The 18,252-nt window shown below is 53.9% G+C and carries 16 protein-coding genes; 8 read left to right on the forward strand and 8 right to left on the reverse strand.

Features of this window, described 5'->3' with window-relative positions:
- Position 1 precedes the first annotated feature (1 nt).
- Positions 2-1,135 (forward strand): DUF6268 family outer membrane beta-barrel protein, encoded by a 1,134-nt coding sequence (locus tag PSR63_RS13730; RefSeq protein WP_274334028.1) that lies wholly within the window; start codon positions 2-4, stop codon positions 1,133-1,135.
- On the opposite strand, the gene PSR63_RS13735 is transcribed toward PSR63_RS13730, so the two are convergent.
- The 5 genes from PSR63_RS13735 to panB form a co-directional block, all read right to left on the reverse strand.
- Positions 1,132-1,593: a DUF4112 domain-containing protein gene (locus PSR63_RS13735; protein WP_274334029.1), complete on the reverse strand. Its 462-nt coding sequence runs from the start codon at positions 1,591-1,593 to the stop codon at positions 1,132-1,134. The genes PSR63_RS13730 and PSR63_RS13735 overlap by 4 nt on opposite strands.
- Positions 1,594-1,804: 211 nt before the next feature.
- The gene (locus PSR63_RS13740) at positions 1,805-2,716 is read right to left on the reverse strand and encodes a hypothetical protein (protein ID WP_274334030.1); all 912 of its coding nucleotides are present in this window, start codon (positions 2,714-2,716) and stop codon (positions 1,805-1,807) included.
- A gap of 6 nt (positions 2,717-2,722) precedes the next feature.
- Positions 2,723-3,757, reverse strand: a complete 1,035-nt coding sequence (locus PSR63_RS13745) for a YceI family protein (protein WP_274334031.1) — start codon at positions 3,755-3,757, stop codon at positions 2,723-2,725.
- A 140-nt stretch (positions 3,758-3,897) separates the two neighbouring features.
- Positions 3,898-5,937, reverse strand: coding sequence for a thioredoxin domain-containing protein (locus PSR63_RS13750; RefSeq protein ID WP_274334032.1), 2,040 nt, complete (start codon positions 5,935-5,937; stop codon positions 3,898-3,900).
- A gap of 53 nt (positions 5,938-5,990) precedes the next feature.
- The gene (panB, locus tag PSR63_RS13755) at positions 5,991-6,800 is read right to left on the reverse strand and encodes a 3-methyl-2-oxobutanoate hydroxymethyltransferase (RefSeq protein ID WP_274334033.1); all 810 of its coding nucleotides are present in this window, start codon (positions 6,798-6,800) and stop codon (positions 5,991-5,993) included.
- A 290-nt stretch (positions 6,801-7,090) separates the two neighbouring features.
- Between panB and PSR63_RS13760 the strand changes: the two genes are divergently transcribed.
- The 3 genes from PSR63_RS13760 (at position 7,091) to PSR63_RS13770 (ending at position 10,237) form a co-directional block, all read left to right on the forward strand.
- Entirely contained in the window at positions 7,091-7,912 is an 822-nt protein-coding gene (locus PSR63_RS13760) for a hypothetical protein (protein WP_274334034.1), read from the forward strand.
- 199 nt (positions 7,913-8,111) lie between these two features.
- Positions 8,112-8,678 carry a hypothetical protein gene (locus PSR63_RS13765; RefSeq protein WP_274334035.1) on the forward strand — a complete coding sequence of 189 codons (567 nt, stop codon included), beginning with the start codon at positions 8,112-8,114 and terminating at the stop codon, positions 8,676-8,678.
- A 50-nt stretch (positions 8,679-8,728) separates the two neighbouring features.
- Positions 8,729-10,237, forward strand: a complete 1,509-nt coding sequence (locus tag PSR63_RS13770; protein WP_274334036.1) for an arylsulfatase — start codon at positions 8,729-8,731, stop codon at positions 10,235-10,237.
- Positions 10,238-10,326: 89 nt separating this feature from the next.
- Here the strand turns inward: PSR63_RS13770 and PSR63_RS13775 are convergent, their stop codons facing one another.
- The 3 genes from PSR63_RS13775 to PSR63_RS13785 all read right to left on the reverse strand — a co-directional run bounded on the left by PSR63_RS13775 (position 10,327) and on the right by PSR63_RS13785 (position 14,095).
- Positions 10,327-11,700 (reverse strand): Gfo/Idh/MocA family protein, encoded by a 1,374-nt coding sequence (locus PSR63_RS13775; protein WP_274334037.1) that lies wholly within the window; start codon positions 11,698-11,700, stop codon positions 10,327-10,329.
- Between the two features lie 191 nt (positions 11,701-11,891).
- On the reverse strand, positions 11,892-12,623 hold the full coding sequence (locus PSR63_RS13780; protein ID WP_274334038.1) for a metallopeptidase: 732 nt from the start codon (positions 12,621-12,623) through the stop codon (positions 11,892-11,894).
- Positions 12,624-12,646: 23 nt separating this feature from the next.
- Complete coding sequence (locus PSR63_RS13785; RefSeq protein ID WP_274334039.1) at positions 12,647-14,095, reverse strand: sulfatase family protein; 1,449 nt, start codon at positions 14,093-14,095, stop codon at positions 12,647-12,649.
- A gap of 147 nt (positions 14,096-14,242) precedes the next feature.
- Between PSR63_RS13785 and PSR63_RS13790 the strand changes: the two genes are divergently transcribed.
- The 4 genes from PSR63_RS13790 to PSR63_RS13805 all read left to right on the forward strand — a co-directional run bounded on the left by PSR63_RS13790 (position 14,243) and on the right by PSR63_RS13805 (position 18,169).
- Positions 14,243-14,674, forward strand: coding sequence for a hypothetical protein (locus tag PSR63_RS13790; RefSeq protein WP_274334040.1), 432 nt, complete (start codon positions 14,243-14,245; stop codon positions 14,672-14,674).
- A gap of 425 nt (positions 14,675-15,099) precedes the next feature.
- Positions 15,100-16,092 (forward strand): DUF1559 domain-containing protein, encoded by a 993-nt coding sequence (locus PSR63_RS13795; RefSeq protein WP_274334041.1) that lies wholly within the window; start codon positions 15,100-15,102, stop codon positions 16,090-16,092.
- A 37-nt stretch (positions 16,093-16,129) separates the two neighbouring features.
- Positions 16,130-16,519, forward strand: a complete 390-nt coding sequence (locus tag PSR63_RS13800; protein ID WP_274334042.1) for a hypothetical protein — start codon at positions 16,130-16,132, stop codon at positions 16,517-16,519.
- A 690-nt stretch (positions 16,520-17,209) separates the two neighbouring features.
- Positions 17,210-18,169, forward strand: coding sequence for a DUF1559 domain-containing protein (locus tag PSR63_RS13805; RefSeq protein WP_274334043.1), 960 nt, complete (start codon positions 17,210-17,212; stop codon positions 18,167-18,169).
- Positions 18,170-18,252 lie beyond the last annotated feature (83 nt).

The raw sequence follows: 18,252 nt of genomic DNA on the forward strand, positions 1-18,252 counted from the left end.
ATTGAAACACCCATCGACTTACGCTGCATGTCTTCTCGTTCTTGGATGCCTCTTCGGAAGCGAATGGACGGGGCATGCCCACGCGCAGATGCAGCCTTGGGCGCAGCGTGATCTTAGCACGCTACCGCGTGAATCAACGTATCACCCGATTCAGCGCATTCCACCAACGGAAGTCTTTCCAGGCGGATATCAACTACCGAAATACCCGAAAAATGGTTCGCCGGGCAATCCGCCTGTGCCGGCTACTCTCGTTTCCGAGAATCCCCCAGAGCTTAGTACGCTTTCGGATGATATCGAGAAACAAGATGCTCTCTACCTGACAGAAGAGGAAGTCTTCTCGTCGCGTCCGAAATTGAGTCCAGCGAAAGATGGCTTTCTGCAATCGTTGACGATTCAAAGTACCTGGATAGCTGGCAGCGGTGACAATATCGGTATGACCGAAGTTAGTGGTAGCGCGACCGTCGGATTTCCAGCCCCAACCCGCGAATCGCCTCTGTTGTTGACGCCTGGTTACGGCATGTACTTTCTGGTCGGTCCCGATTCGGTCGAGGCGCCGGCAACCCTTTATCAGGCTTATCTCACAACGCGTTGGATGTCGCAGTTGTCGCCGAAATGGGGAACCGTACTGTCGGTCACGCCTGGCGTTTACAGCGACTTTCAGCGAACTGATAGCAACGCATTTCGCGTTAGCGGCATGGCGATCATGTCCTACCAATGGACCGAATCGATTCAGTTTCTCTTTGGTGTGGCCTATCTCAATCGTGATGACTATTCCATCTTGCCGGTGGTCGGTTTGGTTTGGACACCTGACGATGACCATCGCCTGGAACTGACCTTCCCACGTCCTCGCTACTTGCAATTATTCTCGTACGGCGACGGCTATGAGGATTGGTGGTATGTCTCTGGCGAGTTTGGCGGAGGAACTTGGAGCGTAGAACATCCCCTCGGCGAAAACGACTCACTCACCCTAAGCGACTACCGCCTGATCATTGGGATGGAACGCAAAACGGATGGGGGCGGTAAGTCGTTTTTAGAGCTTGGTTATGTATTCGGCCGTAAGTTCGAATACAAGGATGATCCAGTCGAACTCAACATGAGCGATACGATCATGTTGCGAAGCGGTTGGTGGTATTAACGACGGTCTGACTGCTTGCTCAATTCTTTCTCGAGCAGCTTCATATTGCGGCGGTTCGCTCGGAACGTGACGTCGAACAGGTCGCCGACCAGCGGAACGAAACCGATGATAAAGTCGATCAGGACATTCCACACCATCTTGATTAACGTCCAGCGGCTTGCTCCTAATCGATAGGCTTCCCAAAGGAAGTAAGCCGAGACCGCCGTTGTCGACGCATCACCGACGATCGGTATTAGGCCGAGCACTGCATCCCAACCGAGTTTAATGTTGGTGCCGGGCAACGCGACGGCATCATCAAACAGATGCGCAATCGTTTGAAGTCGCTTGATCAACTTCTCTCGATCTTCTCTCGAAATGGAGTGCTGGACATGCTTGCCCGCCTTCCGAACGGCACTGGGGGTGCCAGGTCGACGAGGCATCAAGCGGGACGAATTCGGACTCAAATATCGAATATTCATGGTTCGTTACCGGGGTTAAAGGTACCGCACGCAAACGTGCTGCTTTACCTTTTCGCAATCGCTATACCAGTCGCGAGTCAATTGGCAGCGAATCAGAAATGGCTCGGGATCGTTTCGCCTAACCCGTTTTGAATAAACCCTTTGGGGCATCTATCGATATGATCCAGATTCTCGTAGTGATGTGAATTTCACCGACTTGGCAGGTCGGCATTCACTCTGGCAAAGTTGCGACAATCCCGAGAATGACCGCAACGGCGGATGGAATTGCGGCTATCAAGATGACCAGCGTCGCTCGCATTGCGGCAGGGATTCTTTCAGAGAGAAGGGCTCCAAGAACAGCTGCCAGCAGCGGTCCGGCCATAGGAAGCCAATAGCTAACCAGCGGTACATCGCTCCATGAATTCACCTGGGCGATCAGCAAAATGCCAGCGAGATAGGTAGTTAAGGTCAGGCCGATACCACCAAGAAGGGAACGTCCAAGAAACAGTCCCACGACAACTAACCCTAATGACGCGCCAAAAGTCAGACCGGCTACCTGGGCGAATCTCAAGCTTTCCGAAATCGCGACGATCGCTGTGGCCGCGAGACAGGTGCCCAGCCAAACCACGGCGAATGGCCAGCGACTGCTCTCAGAAGAGAGATCGGTTGCGATCGAGACGACCGCAACGCCGACGCACCAGCATAAGAGATAGGGGACGTACGGAGGGGAAAGGTCTTCCCAAGTTGGCATCAGTAGATAGCCAACTCCGGCAGCAACCGCCGCATAGATAACGGGAAGCACAGCAAGGCGAATCAGAGCCGAGTTCCCCAACACGCCGACTGTGGCTGCCGCAAACGTGGCGATGGCAATTCCGATGGGCAGCCACTCGTAGTGGGCATCCGGGATCCAAGGGCCCAGATTCAGCATGAAGTATCCGACTGCGGCCCCTGCCACCAACGGCAGCGAGGTCTCAAGGGGCGTGACGCGAGGATTCGCCTCGGATGTCGTCTCTTGAGAGTCGACATCGTTCTTGTCCCCAGAGCTGAATGGTCGGGAGATCCAGAAGAACACCAAGCGGAGCCCGGCCGCTATGAGTAGCGGTGCGGCGAGGCCCCAAAGTAAGTCATTCCAAGAGAATGGCATGTTCGCTTATTTGCCAACCTTGATGGTCATGGTCACGTCTTCGTGAACGTTGTCCGTTCCGTAGTCCATGCCAAAGTCCACACGGTTGATGACAAACTCGGCGTCCATAGCAATGTCTTTGCCGACCTTCACCTTGGCAGGGAAGCTGATCGACTTGGTTTCGCCCAGCAAGGTCAAGTCGCCAGTGACCTTGGCGGTACCGTCTTCGCCGGTCTCGATCGACTTGGAAACGAACTTCGCTTCCGGGCTTTCACGAACGTCGAAGAAGTCGGGGCTCTTCAGATGATTCGTTAGTTTCTCAATTTCCGTCTCCAGCGATGCGGTATCGATGACAACAGTAACCTCAGTCAGCTTGCCATCGGCGGCCTGGGCCACGCCGTTGAACTTACCGAACTTTCCGGTGCGTGGATCAGGTTTGTCACCTTTGTGTGTGCCCACGAACTGAATCAATGTGTTGTCAGGCGTCAGCTTCACTTCTACGGGGCCGCTTGCTTCCACGGCGACGGTCGCGGTTTCCTCGGCAGGCTTCTTCATCTCGGCACCTTCTTCAGGAGCCGGTTTCTCAGCAGGCTTTTCTTCAGCGGCGGGCTCTTCAGTCGCCGTCTCTTCTGCGGGCTTCTCCTTCGGTGCTGCTTCTTCCGCTGGCTTGTCCGTCAGCCCTTCAACTTCATCGGCTGGGGTTGGTTGAGCGGCGGCTTCAGGATTGACTTCTTCCGTCTTCATTTCTTCTTTAGGAGCTTCCGGCGCCGGGGCTGGCTCTTCCTTGGGCGTCTCCATTGGAGGCGCTGGTTCCTCCTTAGGCGTTTCCATCGGAGGTGCCGGCTCTTCGGTTTTCATCTCCGGCTTTTCTTCTGGGGCAGGAGCAACTTCTTCGGCGGGCTCCTCTTTCACGACCGGTGGCGGAATTGTTTCGTTAGTAACAGCCGGGGCAGCCGTTTCATTCGTGCCGGGCGTACCGCCTGTGCCACTACCGCCAGTCGGTGGCTTGCAGCCGGTACAAGCAATCGCTGCGACCAAAACGAAACCTAGAAATCGCATCATCGTATTCTCCTTGATGTCTTGGGTGTGTGTTGGGGCCTTGGGCGGACGCTAAGAACGAGATCATCTAGGGTGTGCAGACAAAGCCAGGCTTTTGTCACTTGTCATTAAACCATACGTCCGGGACGGTTTCCATTTTTCGTTCATGTTGCTAAGTATTCGGAGGCACTTACCGGAGCGTTGCACTGGAAGTTCTCGCAAACATAGACGGTCGGCTGGCCATCCAGCGGAGATTTGCCTGATACCATCGGCTGTAACTTGGCACCCAGGTCTTCTCCTTCAATCGCCAGCACGAACAGCGTGTTGGGCTGATACCGATGGTGAATCGCTCGGAGAAGTTCGTCACAAGAGGCACGGTCCGCAGCGGCAATCACGACCTCCGAACCGGGCTGCTGTAGGTAGTCGTAGGCGATCAATAGCTGGCCTGCGGCGATTGGATGCTTCTGCAAGACATCGGCTGCCGCCGACATCGTTTCCTTTGCCAACTGCAGGTACTTTTCATTACTCAGCAGCTTTCCAAGTTTTGCCAGGACCAATGCCGCAACTCCATTGCCGCTGGGTACGCTGTGGTCATAGAAGTCCTTGTTGCGGGCAATCAACTGCTCATGGTCGTCGGCGGTATAGAAGAACCCACCTGACTCCTTGTCATAGAAATGCTCGATCGCGGTGTCGATCAGTTGCTGCGAGTGCTCCAACCATTTTGTATCGAATGTAGCTTCGTACAAAGCGAACATGGCCGAGGCTAGATACGAGTAATCATCAAGATAGCCAGGCAGCTTGGCGTGGCCGTGTCGATAGGTATGCAGCAACCGACCGGCTTTGTCAGTCATCTGCTCAAGCACAAACGTTGCGGCCTTCTTCGCGGCGTCAATGTACACTTCGTTTTGGAACGTTGCCCCTGCTTTCGCAAACGCCTCAATCATCAGGCCATTCCAGCTGGCGAGGATCTTGTCATCCTTGCCGGGGCGTATTCGCTTGCAGCGTGCGTTGAACAGCACTTCCCGGGCCTGCCGCATTTCGTTACGAAGCTCATCTTCGGTCGTGCCAAGGTCTTGGGCGTACTGGGCAATCGACTTCTTCAGCCGTGGGATACTGTGTCCTTCGAAGTTGCCTGACTCGGTGATGTCGTACACTTGGCGAAAACGCTGAGCCACGACAGGATCGCCCAGCAACTTGTCGACTTCTTCTGGGGACCAGACGTAGAACTTGCCTTCCTCCCCTTCACTGTCGGCATCTTCGGTGCTGTGAAAGCCGCCTTGCTCGTCGGTCATGTCCCGCAAGATGTAGTCGCACGACTCCTTCACGACGCGAGCATAATTTTCGTTCTTCGTCAGACGATACGCATCGACGTAGTTGGCAATCAGCAGGGCGTTGTCATACAGCATCTTCTCGAAGTGAGGAACGAGCCAGTACTCGTCGACGCTGTAGCGAGCGAAGCCCCCACCGAGATGATCGTAGATGCCCCCCATCGCCATTTTGTCGAGCGTCGTGGTAACCATCGGCAGCAGCTGTTCGTTCCTAGTCTCGGCGAAATGCCGCATCAGCAGATCGATGTTCATCGTATGGGGGAACTTCGGAGCCGAACCAAAACCACCATGCTTGGGGTCGAACGACTGTTCCATTTGCCGAACGGCCATGCTGACTCGGCCTGGGGGAATCTCGGTGGATTCTGCCGAACCAAGGCCAATCCTTTGCAGACGCTCGGTGAGAAGACGTGACTGCTGCAGTGCTACCTCCCGGCGGTTCTCCCAGGCATCGACCACCGCGCGAAGAACTTGATCGAAGCCAGGCATGCCCCGGCCGGCCGTTGGGGGCCAATACGTCCCGCCGAAAAATGGCATCAATTCAGGCGTCAGGAAAACCGACATTGGCCAGCCGCCGTGCCCCGTAAGGAGTTGCACGGCATTCATGTAGATTTGGTCGAGATCAGGGCGTTCTTCGCGGTCGACCTTGATGCTCACGAAGTGCTCGTTCAGGTAGTCGGCAATCTCCTGCGACTCGAAGCTCTCGTGCTCCATCACATGGCACCAATGACACGCTGAATAGCCAATCGATAGGAAAATGGGTTTCTCTTCCTGTTTCGACTTCTCCAGCGCTTCCTGCCCCCAGGGATGCCAGTGGACAGGGTTATTGGCGTGCTGCAGGAGATAGGGACTCGTTTCGTGAGCGAGACGGTTCGGCATGATCCGGGTTCCTTCGCGCGACGAACCGCCGCACTGTGCGAGGAGCGATTGATTTAGCGAAACGAATGTGCCTGGTCAGGGAATTCGCCAGACTGGACGTCTTCGCAGAATTGGCGAACGGCATCGGTAACGGACTGGCGAATATTGGCGTACTGTTTGACGAACTTCGGTACGTGCCCTTCGGTCAATCCGATCATGTCATTAAGAACGAGAACTTGCCCGTCGCAAGACTTGCCGGCTCCGATGCCGATCGTCGGAATGTCCAACATCTTGGAAATTTCTGCGGCGTCATCTTGAGGAATGCATTCCAGCACAATACTGAATGCCCCGGCATCCGCAGCGGACTTGGCATCGTGGATCAATCGTTCCCGATCTCGCTGCACACGATAGCCGCCCATTTGATGTACCAGTTGCGGTCGCAGGCCAATATGCGCCATAACCGGGATACCGGCGTTGACCAGTCCCGAAATCACCTCGGCCTGATCCGCGCCTCCTTCCAGTTTGACGGCCTGGGCACCCGTTTCTTTGAGAATACGGCCAGCGTTGCGAATGGCTTCGTAGACACCCAAAAGGTTTGAGGGAAACGGCATATCGACGATGACCAGTGCATTGTTGACTGCGCGGGTAACCATCTCGGCGTGGTAAATCATCTCGTCCAGCGTGACGGGAATCGTCGAGTCGTGTCCCTGCACCACCATCGACAAGGTATCCCCGACCAAGATGGCGTCGACCCCGGCCTGATCGACCAAGCTGGCCATGGGATAGTCATATGCCGTTAGTACAGTAAGCTTTTTGCCCTCGGCCTTGCGGCTAACAAATTGGGGAACGGTCAATCGGGATTTGCCGCGTGGGGGTGTGGACATGGGCCTAAGCCTTTCCTGGGTGCAAGTGTCGAGCCAGTCAGTACTTATTTTCTCTGTTAGTTACCTTAGCGGCAACCAGTGACTAACACTGTTGGGCAACGCAAAGACGGATAAGACCCCTCTGATGCCAGACTCTTCTTGCAAGTGCCACTTGCCACTGGACGGCTGACTTCGATCACCCTTGCGAAAGGTCTTACAGGAAAAAATTGGAATTTTCCTCGGCCAACCGTTATCCTTAGAGACACAGCAGCCTTCCATGCGCTTCCCACCGCAACAATTTCAGGACTCCCATGCATCGCCAAATTGCTCGCTTCCTAGCGGCCGCTTCCTTTTCACTGGCCGTGTTAGTTCTCTCGCTTCCTGCTCATGCTCAAAACCCCAATCAGCCTCAACAGGGAATGCCGAACTTCAATGGACGGCCTGGTCAGAAGCAGGAACGTACAAACTTGACCGGCACGCTCACCGCTGCTCAGGCACCGCTGATCAAGCTGAAGCCTGAGAAGGGGAACCAGGAATGGACCATTCGCGTCGATTCGAAGCCTGAAGAAATCATCGTGCGCGGCGAAGCGGAAAAAGGTTGGGTTCGCCCTGGTATGTTCGTCCACTTCGAGGCCACGCTCGATAAGAAAGGCGTCGGCCAATCCGCGGTAAGCCAAGTGAGTGTCTTCACTCCCACACCTCAGCTAGAACTGGGTGTGACTGAGCAAGCTGCCCTGCCAGATTTTTCGTCAGCCGGCTCGGAAGAGGCGACCGAAAGCACTGGTGAAGAAGTCGCCAAGTACACGGTCGTTGGTCGCCTGTCTGGTGTAGCACGTGATGGTAAATGGAGCGTGACTGCTGGCAAAGCCAAGGTGACTGTTGAAGTGGCTGAAGACGCTAAGATCAGCGTAGAGCTGCCTGACCCACGGTTGATTCGCATAGGCGATACGGTCAAGGGAACGGTCTACTATTACAACCAAGGCGTTGGCGTCTTGCGGGGAGACGTGGAAGTAGAAGCCGCCGAGCCCTTTGCCGCTCCGGAAGATCCTCGCGATGCCCGCCGCAACCGCCGCACCCGAGAAAAAGACGCCCCAGCCAACCCAGCTGAGGCCAAGAGTATTTTTGATATGTAGTAACCGCCGAACACTCAACAGTGTCTCGACGGTGAACCGGGAGGGGAGGTCCATGTGACCTTCCCTTTTTTTATTGCCTTTGAGTGATTGCTGGTCCCATTGAGATTGCCATCGAAATCGTTGCGATTGCCAGCCCAATCGCTTATCTTGTCGCGAGGATCTGATCTTCTAATCTTTTCAACTCTTCGGCAGATCTGTGATGAACGCGCGATTTTTACGAGCCGCTTTCATTTTGTTCGTGGTGCTCGGCGGCCTCCTCGTGTACGGCATCCTCCGACCCTTTGATGGCGACGAGCAAGTAAGTATCGGCGATCACACGTTGACTTCCCATCGAGCAAAGGTGATCGATCGGGGAGAAGCAGATACGCAGGACGTTGTTGTTCAGCCAAGTCCTGAGTTCTTGATTGAGTACGCGTTCGGTGACGGATTGCAAGGCTTCAATATTCTTCGAATCAATGCGGATGGCACCGGAGAGTACAACTACTGGGATCAAGCATCGGAGTCGACCCGCCAGAAGAAGTTGACGTTCGAGTTGTCGCCAGCTGAGTTAGAAGAGGTCTGCGGCAAGCTGAATGAGTCAGGATTCATGGCGTTGGCCAGCGAGTATCGCGGAGACGTGCCGGATGGTACGCAGATTGCCATCACCGTAGTAACGGAGAACGTCGAGAAAGAGGTCTACTGTGACAATCACTTTCCGGTGGCAGTCGTCGCCGTAGCGGACTATCTTGAGAAAGAAGTCATCCAGCCCAATCGCACGAGCTCCTAGTTTGCTCGCTCCTCATCCCCAAAAACTCCCGCCGGTAAAGGTGCCCTGCCATGCGTTTTTCTCTGATTCTATGCACGATCGCGTGCTTGTATTGCGTTCATGTTGCCGAAGCTGAAGCAGCCGAAGCAAAGCGACCAAATATCGTCTTAATCATGTGTGATGACATGGGATTCTCAGACATTGGCTGCTACGGCGGTGAAGTCGAGACTCCCAATCTGGACAAGTTGGCGACCAGTGGAATGCGGTTTCGTACGTTCTACAATAACGCGAAGTGCGAACACACGCGGGCCTCACTTTTAACTGGGCGTTGGTGGCATCATGTGGGAGCTTCTGCAAGCGTCGTCTACAAGGCTCCGACGTTTGGCGAGCGGATGCGAGAAGCTGGTTACCGTACTCTAATGGTGGGCAAGTGGCACGCAGGCCAAACACCTTTTCAGCGAGGGTTTGATCGGTACTACGGTCTGACTGACGGTTGCTGCAACTTCTGGAACCCAGGCCACGCGCGATCAGGCGAGCCTGAACCGGCCAAGAAACGCGTTCGCCGCTGGGCGATCGATGGCGAAGAGTTCAAGCCGTTCACGCCGGATTCAAAGGACTTCTACACCACCGATGCGTTCACCGATCATGCGGTGGAGTATCTGGAAACCTACAAGGACGAAGAGCAGCCGTTTTTGCTCTACGTCGCCTACACGGCACCTCATTATCCGCTGCATGCCAGCGAGGAAGACATTGCCAAGTATCGTGGCAAGTATGGCGAGATCGGCTGGGACAAACTGCGGCAGCAGCGTTTTGCCCAACAGCAGAAACTGGGAGTACTGCCGGCGAACGTGACACTCTCGCCGCGTGATCCTGACCTACCAGCATGGAGTGAAATTGACGAGCAGGATCGCGACTGGTGGGATCTGCGCATGGCGACCTATGCCGCGATGATCGACCGCATGGACCGCAACATTGGCCGCATTCTGCAGAAGCTGGAAGCGATTGGAAAAGTGGACAACACGGTGATCTTCTTTCTTTCCGATAACGGAGCGTGTGAAGACTCGGCCGATCGTTCGACCGTGAAAGGATCGATGCCGTGGGAAGTGACCAGCTACCTGACCCAGGGACGCAACTGGGCCAATGCATCCAACACGCCGTATCGAAAGTACAAGACGACCGACTACGAAGGGGGCACACGTACGCCCATGATCGCCTGGTGGCCCGCCAAGATTAAGCCTGGCACGATCACCGACCAACCGGGTCACCTGATCGACTTCATGCCGACCATGCTTGAACTGGCTGGCGAGAAGATCACTGACGAGCTGCCAGGACAGTCACTAGTCGAAACGCTCGGTGGTTCCACCAACGAGCGCCCGTGGCCCATTTATTGGCAGTTCGGTAAAGCCCAGGCCATCCGTGACCAAGAATGGAAATTGGTGAAGTACGGGAAGGGAGACTGGGAACTCTACCATTTGAGCGAAGACCCGACCGAGCTCAACGACCTTGCCAAAGACCAGCCCGATAAGGTCCAGGAACTCGATGCCAAGTGGCAAGCGTGGTGGAAGGACAAAGGGAAGTGATTCGCCGCATCCGCTATCGATATGCGACATAAAAAAAGCCGCCGGAAACTTCCGGCGGCTTTCTTCATTCTTGTTTTTCCGCAGGACGTTTAGCCCATCTGGATCTCGTAACCTTTGCGGCTTTCTCGCGAAAGGAACGTGTTGGCCTGTTCGTCGCCGATGACCTCTCGCTTTTCCGGATCCCAATTGAGCTCGCGACCCAATCGCATGGCGATGTTCGAGAGGTGGCAGATCTCGAGCATGCGGTTATGAGACCAGACGTCGGAGATCGGCTGCTTGCGAGACTCCATGCACTCGATGAAGTTGACGCTGTGGTTGGCCGGAACTGGTCCGCCGTACACTTTTTCAATCGAGCCCTCGGGAAGTGGCTTCTCCTTGAGATCTTCGATTGGCTTGCCGACGATCTTGCCACGATTGACGAAGAAGCGACCTTCGGTTCCTTCAAAGAGGATCCCGTTGTCACCTTCGCTGGTAATGATCATCTCGACATCGTTGGGCATGTCGGCCTGAATCTTGAACTTGGTCGCGACATTGTAACGATCGTGGACAACCGGGTTGCCATCTTTGTACTCACAGGCCAGTTCGTACTCGAGCGGTTTCACCTTGCTCGGACCGGTGTCGGTGGCACCCAGGGCCCAGCACGCAATGTCGACGTGGTGAGCACCCCAGTCGGTCAGCTTACCACCGGAGTATTCATGCCAGTTGCGGAACGAATAATGACAATTGCTATAAAGCGGAACACCGCCGCCGTAGCCTTTTCGCATTTCCGGCAGGGCACGGTAGTCGACCTTTTCTGCTGGGCCGAGCCACATATCCCAGTCGAGTCCACCAGGAACGTCGGCGACGGGAATCTCAGGAGACCCGGTCATACCGTTGATCCCGCAGGTTACCTTTTGAACCTTGCCAATACGGCCTTCGTTGACCAAGGCAACGGCTTGCAGGAAACGCTGTCCCGATTCGCTGCGCTGCATGGTACCGACCTGGAAGACGCGGCCAGTTTCCTTGACGACCTTTTCGATCAGCTTACCTTCGGCAATGGTCAGCGTCAGTGGCTTTTCGCAGTAGACATCTTTGCCGGCGTACATTGCTTCAACGGCGATCTTGGTGTGCCAGTGATCTGGCGTCGCGATCATCACCGCATCGATGTCATTGCGATCGAGGATCTTGCGATAGTCGACGTACGCATCAGGCTTCTTACCTTGCTTCTTTTCCAGCTTGGAAACATTTTCGGCCAAGACGTTGGCATCGACATCAGCCAATGCGGCAAAGTCGGCGTAGGGAGTTGTCTTGTTGGTGATACCCCAACCTTGGTTGCGAAGACCGATCGAGGCGAATGTTGGACGATCATTGGCGTTTTGAAAACCAAACGCACGGTTGGCCGACGGGATGATGACCGTAGCGGCACCTGCGGCGGCAACTCCCTTCAGGAATTGACGACGAGTGCTTTGCGGAAATTTAGACATGGCTGATATTCCTTGGGGTGATTAGGGGCGGATGTTTGGAAATGTGAGGTCGATGAACGGAAGTAATGGAGAGGTAGGCTTTCCCGTTCGTAGAGTACACTCATACTCTATTTTACTGTGAAATTATTCTAGCTGCGACTATCGTAACCTCGCCGAAATCGCACGTTTTGGGCGAAAAATGCCACCGAATGCTATTTTCGACCCGGTAAGCCTCCCCACATCTCCTTCATCAAGGCAAAGACTTCCGGTTCATCCTTCTTGAGTTCGCCGGTGACAAACGGATAGAAGTCGTTCGATCCGAAATAGGATTCGGTCATCTCGGCGAAGAACTCCTTCGGATTGGTCAACGCGTAATGTTCGCGGAGATGGCCTGGGCTAGTAAGGACTGACTGATAGCTCTCGTTGTCTTTGAACTTTTCCCATACCGCTTGAATGCGTGCATTGTCAAAGCCGAGATACTGATCATGGTAGGCATGGGCCAGTTCATGCAGCACCACCCACGGCATCCGGTGGTTTTCGGACGGTGAAAGAAACGAATCGACGCTGGGAATATGAACGCACTTGGCCAGTTCCTCGTCGTAGCCGTTTCGCTTCAGCCAGCCTTTGTCTGGATGATATTGCATGGCTTTTAGTTTGCCGTAGTCAAGATCGAGTTGGATCACGATCTTACGCAACTTCTCCAGAGATTCCTCGGACATGACGACATCAATCGCCACAAGGCGTGCGGCGAGAAGTTTCAGGGCTCGCTCTCCCTTGGCCTTGTGCTCACCTTCGAGAAGGCGGTCATCGACTCGGACGGTCCATCCTTCGACGTCTCGCGTCGTATGCTTGGCGGGAAGTGCCGAAGTATCCTTCGACATCGCACGGGAACAGGGAATCACTACCAGCGCCAGTAACAGCGACGGGATTACGTACTTGTTCATGGGTTTACCTTGGTCGCAAACGATTACTTGGACTTTTTTCGGTTGGGATTATTGGGTGGGCTGGCATCTTGAGGACGAATTAGCGGTGCCGTGGGACGTCGCGTCGCTTTGATGTCAGCGACATGGTCCTCGAACATCTTCTGCAATTGCTCACAAAGTTCCGGATGCTGAGCGGCGAGATTGGTTGTCTCGCCAATGTCAGCGACGATATCGTAAAGCTGCACAGGCTCATCCGAGGGAGCGCGTCCTTTCGGAGCGTCACGTCCCTGCTTCTTCTCCTTCCAGGGATAATACTTCCATTTGCCGTGCCGGACGGTCCCTTCGTTGTGCATGAGAACAAATGATTCTCGAGGCCCCTCGGCGTTTTTCGTGAACATGACCGAGCGGATATCGACGCCGTCGATCCTGCGTCCGGAAAGCTTGCCGTCGCATAGTTTGGCCAGTGTCGGCAAGAGATCGATCGAAGCGGTGATCTCATCGCATGCGGTTCCGGCAGGGATCGTTCCTGGCCACCACATTAACGTGGGTTCCCGGATGCCGCCGTCATAGACGCTCGCCTTCTTGGCTCGCAGTGGAAGCGACGAACCGACAGCAGCGCCATTGTCGCTCGTAAAGATGACCAGGGTGTTTTCAGCGATTTGTTCATCGCGAAGCGTCTTAAGAATCTCGCCGACTGACCAGTCGACCTCCTCAATGGCATCCCAAATCAACTTGTCGGTTCGTCCTTGAAAATCTTTGCTCACGTGCAATGGCAGGTGAACCATCGTATGAGGTAGATACAGGAAGAAAGGTTTGTCGCTTTCGGATTTGATGAAACGAATCGCTTCCTCGGTGTAGCGTTTGGTGACGGTATTTTGATCACACGGGTACTCGATGATTTCCTCGTCGCGCATGAGCGGAACGACATTCCTTTTGGTGACGCCGTTTTGCACTTCCTGCAGGGTGACCCCTTCGCGAAGGTCGATGTCATCGGCCAGTTTATTGGCCGGGTCGATCCACATATCGTTGCTGTAGGGGATACCGTAGTAACTGTCGAATCCTTGATAAGTTGGAAGACAAGGAGGAAGATGCCCCAGGTGCCACTTGCCGACGCAGGCCGTTCGGTAGCCGGCTTCCTTGAGCATGTCCGCGATCGTTTGTTCTTCAGGGTGCAGCCCTTGCTTGCTGTTCGGGAAGAGGACTGGGCTCATGCTTAGCCTCTGGTAGTGTGTGCCCGTCAGTAGCGCCGTTCGCGATCCGGAACAGACCGCACAGCCGACATAGAAGTCGGTAAATTTCATGCCTTCGGCGGCCATCTGATTCAGATTAGGTGTCCGCGGGCCTTTGGCGCCATTGAACTCAACATCACCGAAACCAAGGTCGTCGATGAAGATGATCACAACGTTAGGTGGCTGCTTTACCTTTTCGCCGAAAGCATGTTCGGCATGGGAAACGAGAAGACAAGCCAGGAGCAGTCCGACGAGCAATCGCATGTTGGGGTCTCGCGCAGGTGCGGTGAGAAAGGAGTCTTGAGGAAGGAGGTAGCCTGATTATCAATAACGCAACGATTCAGGTCAAATTTTGCTATCTTCTAGCGATTTAAGCGTCGGTTTTTCCCCTTTACTGCGAGCGGCGACCGGATGAATCGACTGTACGTCCAGCAATTAGCCGAAGAGTTGGGGTGGGGGGAGCCAGACTTCTTCCAACACCGGCTTACGGGAAAGTCGGCTGAGGACTATGGTGCGGAGTTAGTTAAATGGGCCGAGTGCCGGATCTCCGATAGCTTCTTCCTGCAGGTCAACTCGCTTCCGGAGCATCGCGAGAACTACTCGCTGTGCGTGTATGCGATTCGATTTCAAATCTGCAGCGGCTGGCGATCGATCCGACTGACGTCGGATCGTCGGCAACGAAGAAGGGTCATCAAGAAGATTGCTCCCTTTGTTGAGTACAAGCACTTCGCCACGGTAGAGTCTCGTGCCTGCTACCGCCAACTGTTTCCTCACTCGCGACGGTATACCTGGAAGCGAATTCAAACAGAGGGAGCCCTGCACTTCACACAGCAGATCGGCTAGTTCTCATTGTTCTCTGTAGCCACGGGCTCGGTCGCTATCCAACATCCTGCGACAGCTCTCGCGCGTGTTGTCGTAATAATCCAGGTAAGGACATCGTCCGGCACGAGTAATTCTCTTCTGCCTTCTCACTGCGTATGCCGGTCAAGATAAAGGCAATACGACGCTTCATGCCGGTCAGGGGAAGTCCAACTCGAGAAATTGGAAGTCTGTAAGAATTACTTGGGAAATCACGAAGTTCTATTGAGGTGTGTTTCGGCACGAGTTTGCATTTTGTCTTGCCGGCATTGTGTTTTTCATACAAATCGCCCAGCGCGCATTCTACCACGTTGAGTTGTTCGGTACGGCTGAATTAGCTTGTCGGTTCACGCTTAGTAAATATGCGTGAGGATTCTATTTTTATTTTTCTTTCATGTTGGAGCCTTGCTATGAGACATCGAGCCAAACGAGTTGGGTTTACACTCGTGGAGTTGTTGGTGGTGATCGCCATTATCGGGGTACTGATTGCCCTGCTCTTGCCCGCCGTGCAACAGGCCCGCGAAGCCGCACGACGAACGAGCTGCCGCAACAAGATGAAGCAGCTGGGCCTAGCCCTGCACAACTACCACGACACGTTCAACGTGTTCCCATCGGGAAACATGAGTCGCAGCGGTTCGACCTCGGACTGTACGCCGGATGGAAACCAGTGTCAGGATGGAATGGCTTCGTGGACGGTTCTCATTCTGCCATTTATCGAGCAAGGAAATCTCTACGAACAGTTCGACTTCCGACAGCCGCTGTACTGGGGCTTTAACGACGACTTTACCGCGACCAATCCCAACTGTGGTACGAACAACGTCAACTTTGCGCCCCAGACTACATCGGTCGACGCATTTCATTGCCCCTCGGATCCACTGGCATCGGGTGGAAGCTTGACCAACAACTACATGGGGGTCATGGGTGGCGACACGTTCCCGGGTAATAACAACGGCTCGGCTTATAACTGCCGCATGAATAACTCGCGTTTAAATTACAACAATGGCATGTTGTATTTGAATTCGAAGACAGGCTTTCATAGTGCCACCGATGGTTCATCGAATGTTTATCTCATCGGTGAAAGCAAGTATCTATTTCAACCAAACTTCTGCTGTGAAACGGCAACCTGGGCCTCGGCGGCGCGGATCAACAATGATGACTCGCTGCTTTTGAACATTGTTGCTTGTACCTTTCAGCCCAACACGGGTGATAACCCACTGAACAACAACGTTCACATGTGGGACGAGATGCCAGGTACGGTTGGAAGTTGGCACCCAGGCGGATGTCACATGGCTATGGGGGATGCTTCGGTGCATTTCATTAGCGAAAACGTCGACATCACAACACATCGTAATTTGAGCAAGCGTAGCGATGGTTATCCCATCGGTGGACTCGGAGAACTCTAATCACCTCTCAGGCAACCACTATAGGAGCAAGAACATCATGCGCATGTGGATAATACTGGCGATCTTCACCGCTACCGTAACCCTTGGCTGCAACGGTCCAACGACGGAAGGTCCCCAGCGATTTCCCCTTTCGGGAACGATCACTTACAAGGGGGCACCATTGCCAGCGGGCAAGATTTACTTCGAGCCTGATGGGAAGAAGGACAATTCCGGTCCGATGGTGACGGCCGAAATTAAAGATGGCAAGTATGAGACGCCTCCGGGCAAAGGAACCGTTGGTGGATCGCATATCGTCCGGATCGATGGATACGATGCGAAAAATGTCACCGAGCACGACCCGCTGGGGAGCGCTCTTTTTATCAACCATGTGATCGAAGTCGATTTGCCTAAGGACGAGGCGACGGAAGATTTCACGGTTGGTAAATAACCAACCGAGGACAATGTGGTAGAAATCAAGAAAGGACGGGCCGTAAGCGGTCCGTCCTTTTCTATTGAACGCCTATCGATTGCATGAAGTTAGCCACACGCCATCTCAGATATTTTTTCGGGCAGATGGGCCAAAAAAATCATGTCACAGCCTGCTTGTTAAGATTCTCAGTCGCTGTCTGCGACGTTTCCACTTTTCGGTCGACACGAAGCATTACTGATCTAACCATTAGCTCGCGCAATTAATGCGTTTGCGGTTGATAGTGCACCCCTGACCTGACGCTTTTTACGCAATTGCTTTGATGATAGAGTCTTAGGTAGATTTCAAAACCCACGATCTAGCGCTTTGGGTAATGTGAAATTTCTCTGTCGTATGCGTAATTCTTCGCAACAAAAAAAAATGGTAAATCTGCGGAAAGCTGCATTTAGGGCGTTATAAAAATCTGGTACGTTTGGAAATATTCCGAAAGGCCAGTGTTTTGTAAGTTAATCGCGGTTAGTTGGAATCTCTTTTCTCAAGATCCTTTTTCCTCATCCTATTCGTACTGACATTTTGCTCTCGAAGCTAAACGCTGTTTCTACCGCGATCGCAGTGAGTAGGGGGCGTCAGTCTATTTGATTCATGGTGGTCTTCGTCGTGTGGGGACGATTGCTTCCATACCCTTTTCCTTATCTATTTCTGGAGATCGTTATGAAAATGCGCTTCGGGCGATCGGGGTTTACCTTGGTCGAACTTCTAGTAGTGATCGCAATCATCGGTGTGTTAATCGCACTTCTATTGCCGGCAGTGCAGCAAGCACGAGAAGCTGCGCGGCGGATGCAATGTACCAACAATTTGAAACAGCTTGGTCTGGGGCTTCACAATCACCACGATACCTTCGGGCAGTTTCCGATGGGGTATGAGTTTCGCTCGGGCTTTACCGACGGTGATCCAACCTGGGGATGGGGCGCATTTCTAATGCCGTTCATCGAACAGGAAACCATCTACGATGCGCTTGATCCCAAGAATCAGACGCTCGCCAATGCGGTTGGCAATGCGAATGACTTGGCTGTGCTGAAGACGCCTCTGGATGTCTTCCGCTGCCCATCGGACACTGGACCAGACTTGAATGACCAGCGCAAACTTGCTGGAGAAGCAACGGCCCTATCCAACTACATCGGATCCAACTCCAGTGACTTGGCCGCACGGAACGACGGCATTCCTGGCAGCAATTACGGAGCCGACGGTATCTTCTGGGAGAACAGCGATTGCAATTTCGCCGATGTCACCGACGGTACTTCCAACACGTTCGCAATTGGTGAGCGCAGCTGGAACATGAATCGTCGCAATGGTACCGGCAAAGCGAACTACCATGCCGGAAACGTCTATGGTGTCGAAGGGCGACTAGTCGTCGGCGGAAGTCCTGTTTCGACCAAAACGCTTTACTCGGTCCTGGGTGGTACGGTTCGGACGATTAACTACGCACGAAACGATGCTTATGAGCATTCCTCGTTCAGCAGCCTGCATCCCGGTGGTGTCCAGTTCTTGTTCTGCGATGGCAGTGTTCAGTTTATTCCTGACACGGTGCAATTCGATTCGGACAACACTCCTGACACCGTTCTGGAATTGTTGGCCTCTCGTACCGATGGTGAGCCTGTCACCATCCCTTAGTCGAAATCACCAAGTAACTCTGCCTCAACAGGATCAATCGTTATGCGTTCGTTGTTTTCAAAATGGAGCCAGGCCCAAGTAAT

This window comes from Bremerella sp. P1, assembly GCF_028748185.1.
Lineage (GTDB): Bacteria > Planctomycetota > Planctomycetia > Pirellulales > Pirellulaceae > Bremerella.